Here is a 3,712-nt window from a genome sequence, read left to right as displayed (position 1 = left end):
GGTGCCGGTCGGCCCGGCGGCACGGCCGACGCCGGCCGGTCCGGTCGCGCCGGTGCGACGACCGGCGAGGCCGACGGTGCCGTGCTCGACCGGCTGCGGGCGTGGCGCGCGGGTGTCGCGGCGGAGCGGGGCGTCCCGGCGTTCCGCGTGCTGCCCGACGTGGCGCTGGAGGCGCTGGCCGCCGCGATGCCGACCGGTCCGGCGGAGCTGCAGCGCGTGCACGGCCTGGGGCAGACGCGCCTGCGGGAGTACGGGCCGGACCTGCTGCGGGTCGTCGCCGGCGAGGACGTGCTCGCCGGCCGCGGGCGCACGCCGCGCCGCTGAACGACGGCGCGGGGCCGGGCATTCCCGGCGTCGCACCCGTCCGCCGGAACTTCTTCGGACGACTTCCTTTTAATTCCTTGTGACGCCCGACGCCGCGCCCCTAGTGTGGTCACGTCCTTGATCGCGAGGTGCTGCCGAAGAGGCGGGACCCGAGCCCGGAAGGAGGTGGGTGCAGAGATGGAGAGCATGACGATGATCGGCTTCGCCGATGTGACGCGCGCGTACGTGCAGACCCTCGCACCCACCGCTGACACCTTCCGTGGCGGTCGTGTGCCCGCTGCCGGGACGCCCGCCGCCCGTCGGCGCATCGCGACGTCCGGCATCGATCTGCGACACAGGACTCTGTAAGCCCCACGCGCACGGCGTGACGGCCGCGGAGTCCGAACTCGGATCCGCGGCCTTCTCATTTCTCCGGCTCCTGCCGGGGTGAGCGGCTCCGTCGATCCGACCTCGACGCACCACAGCTCACCCATGAGGACACCAGGAGGACATCGTGCGGCTCACGACGCTGCTCGACACCGTGGACCACGGCGGATCCGGCCCGTGGCCCACCGGCAGCACCGCGACGACGGACGACCGCCGGCAGTTCGACCGCATGGTCGCCGATCTCATCCCGTGCCGGTCGAACGACCCCGAGCTGTGGTTCGCCGAGCGTCAGGCCGACGTGGAGCGGGCCAAGGCCCTGTGCGCCACGTGCCCGCTCATCGAGGGCTGCCTGGCCGGCGCCGTCGAGCGGGCCGAGCCCTGGGGGGTCTGGGGCGGCCAGGTCTTCGTCGGCGGTGTGGTCGTGCCCACCAAGCGGGGGCGCGGGCGTCCGCGGAAGGTCGCGGCCGCCTGACCGGTGGACCCGGCCGGGTGTCGTCGACACACCTCGTCGGTACACCCGTCGACACACCCGGTCGACACGTCCCGTCGTCACACCCCGACGCCGGGCCCCGCGTGCAACGTGCGCGCGGAGCCCGGCGTCGTCATCCCCGCCGCCGACCCCGCCGCCGACCCTGCGGCCGACCCTGCGGCCGACCCTGCGGCCGACCCTGCGGCCGACCCTGGAGCCGACCCCGCGGGCGTCGGCGGCGCCCCGCACCCGCACCCGGGGTGCGGCGCCCACGGCCGCAGCCGCGGCACGACGTCCGGCAGGGCGAGCTCGGCCGTCGTCCCGCACAGCAGCGGCACCGTGCCGGCCAGCAGGGCCAGCACCTGGGCCGACGCGAGCGCGGCGCACGCGGCGGCGAGCACACCGACCTCGCCGGGCCGCGGCGCCGAGCGGTCGGCGACCTCGCCCCGGCGCGCCGTCGTCGCGGCGAGCACGCGCGGCCACCCGGGATCGGCGTCGGCGCGGTGGAGGTCCAGGCAGCGCAGGCACGGGTCGGCCGTGCCGGGCCGTACGCACGGACCGACCACGGCGTCGGCGGCGCGCACCACCACGGACAGGTGCGGCACGCCGTTCGCGGTGAGCAGGGCCCCGCGTGCGGGATCCGCTGCGTCGGGCTCCACGACGACCACGACGTCGGGCTCCGCGTCGCCGTCGACGCGCACGTCGGGCGCCACGTCACGCAGCACGCGGCGCAGCGCGGCGGTCCGCGGGGCGCCCACGTCGCTCCAGCGGTGCGTGCCGCCGGCGACGTCCGCCGAGCCGACGGTCCCCTCGTCGTCGAGGAGCACGGTGCCGACGCCGGCGGCGGCGAGCAGCCGCGCCGTGCCCGCGCCGGTCGGGCCGAGACCCACCACGCCCACCACGGCGTCCGCCCGTCCACGGACCACGTCCTCGCCCAGGGCGTCGGGGTGCAGCAGCGACCACGCCGTGGCGTCCGCCGCGGTGGGGCCGCGGACCACGCGTGCGCGCGGCGGGTCGGGGCGCACGAGCCCGGCGGTGTGCAGGGCCGCGACGAGCTCGCGCGTGCGGGCGGCGTCCGTGCGGGTGTGCCGCGCGGCCGCGGGCAGGGCGGCCAGGTCCGTCGCCTCGTCGACCCGTGCCCACATCGCCACCTCGGCCGGTGCGAGGCCGTCGAGCACCACCGCCCAGCGCGGGTCCTGCCCGACCTGGACGGCGTCGACGTCGCGCACGAGCACGCGCAGTCCCGGGCGCAGACGGAGCGGGGTGCCGGTCACGGCGGCCACCCTGGCAGCCGCGGGACGGACGCGCGTCGGGTCGTCCACAGGCCCGGCTCACACCGGGTGCGGCCGGCGCCGCCCGGACGCGCCGAGGGCACCGTCGCCCACGACGGTGCCCTCGGATGCGCGTGTGCGCGGGCGTCGCCCGCGGTGCGTCAGGCCTTGCCGAGGATGCGGTTCAGCTTCGTGCCGCAGACGGGGCACGTGCCCTTCGCCATCCGGCGCCCGGACTCGGAGACGACGACCTCGCCCTCGGTCTCCCGCTTCTCCTTGCACTTGACGCAGTAGAACTCGCCCGCCCAGGTCTCGGCCATGTGGTCCCTCCTCGTGCTCCGTCACCGGACGGCGGGGTGCCGTCCGGGCACCGGACCGTGACGGCCACCGTGCGGTCTCACAGTAGTGCGCGGCCCCCGCCCGGCCGGGGGCGAACGCGGACGCAGGGCCGTCCCGGACGGGTGAACGACTCGGCGGCCAGTCGCGCCCGCGGGCCTCGGTGAGGGCGCTAGCGTGCGTGCATGCCGACGCCGCGCGAGCAGGACCCGCGCGGCGTCGTCGCGCCCGCCGTGGAGGTGCGCCGCTCCCGCCGCCGGGTGCGCACGGTGAGCGCGTGGCGGGAGGGCGACCGCACGGTGGTCGCGATCCCGGCCCGGTTCACGCGCGCGCAGGAGCGCGAGTGGGTGGGCCGCATGGTCGAGCGGCTGGCCGCGCAGGAGCGGCGCCGCCGACCGTCGGACACGCAGCTGCTGGCACGCGCGCAGGACCTGTCCCGCCGCTACCTCGGCGGCCGGGCGGTGCCGTCCACGGTGCGCTGGTCGTCCAACCAGGGACGTCGCTGGGGCTCGTGCACGCCGGCGGACGGGACGATCCGCATCAGCGACCGGGTCCGCGGCATGCCGCGGTGGGTGCTCGACTACGTCCTGCTGCACGAGCTGGCGCACCTGCTGCAGCCCGGCCACGGCCCGGCGTTCTGGGCCGAGCTGACGACGTACCCGCACACGCAGCGGGCGCGCGGCTTCCTCGAGGGCTACGCCTTCCTGCGGGACGGCACGCCGGGCGACGGACCGCCCGGCGAGGAGCCCGCGGCCGACGACGGGGTGGACGACGGCCCGGTGGACGAGGGCACGGTCGGCGACGACGCGGACGACGACGCCGTCGGACGCGACGCCGTGGACGGCACCGTCGTGGACGCCGACGCCGACGCCGACGCCGACGCGTCCGCCGACGACGCGCCCACCCGCGGCGCGGCGTCGCCCGCTCGGCGCCGCGCGCCCCGCTG

General features: G+C 77.6%; 6 protein-coding genes. 4 read left to right on the top strand and 2 right to left on the bottom strand.

The genetic code is table 11. The features are described from left to right. The 3 genes from AB6N23_RS17690 to AB6N23_RS17680 all read left to right on the top strand — a co-directional run. Positions 1–324: HRDC domain-containing protein (locus AB6N23_RS17690; RefSeq protein ID WP_412867280.1), on the top strand; the 324-nt coding region annotated here is incomplete at its 5' end. A 186-nt stretch (positions 325–510) separates the two neighbouring features. Beyond that, on the top strand, positions 511–672 hold the full coding sequence (locus tag AB6N23_RS17685) for a hypothetical protein (protein ID WP_412867279.1): 162 nt from the start codon (positions 511–513) through the stop codon (positions 670–672). A gap of 145 nt (positions 673–817) precedes the next feature. After that, positions 818–1,162: a WhiB family transcriptional regulator gene (locus AB6N23_RS17680; protein WP_378208852.1), complete on the top strand. Its 345-nt coding sequence runs from the start codon at positions 818–820 to the stop codon at positions 1,160–1,162. A gap of 77 nt (positions 1,163–1,239) precedes the next feature. Here the strand turns inward: AB6N23_RS17680 and AB6N23_RS17675 are convergent, their stop codons facing one another. Both AB6N23_RS17675 and AB6N23_RS17670 read right to left on the bottom strand, forming a co-directional pair. After that, positions 1,240–2,433 carry a ThiF family adenylyltransferase gene (locus AB6N23_RS17675; protein ID WP_412867278.1) on the bottom strand — a complete coding sequence of 398 codons (1,194 nt, stop codon included), beginning with the start codon at positions 2,431–2,433 and terminating at the stop codon, positions 1,240–1,242. Between the two features lie 158 nt (positions 2,434–2,591). Then, entirely contained in the window at positions 2,592–2,750 is a 159-nt protein-coding gene (locus tag AB6N23_RS17670) for a DUF5679 domain-containing protein (RefSeq protein ID WP_135973665.1), read from the bottom strand. A 201-nt stretch (positions 2,751–2,951) separates the two neighbouring features. Between AB6N23_RS17670 and AB6N23_RS17665 the strand changes: the two genes are divergently transcribed. After that, positions 2,952–3,712 (top strand): M48 metallopeptidase family protein (locus AB6N23_RS17665; RefSeq protein ID WP_412867277.1); only part of this gene is annotated, 761 nt, incomplete at its 3' end.

The sequence above is a fragment of the Cellulomonas pasadenensis genome (assembly GCF_047229365.1).
GTDB lineage: Bacteria > Actinomycetota > Actinomycetes > Actinomycetales > Cellulomonadaceae > Cellulomonas.
This window is presented reverse-complemented; position numbering and strand designations above follow the sequence as displayed.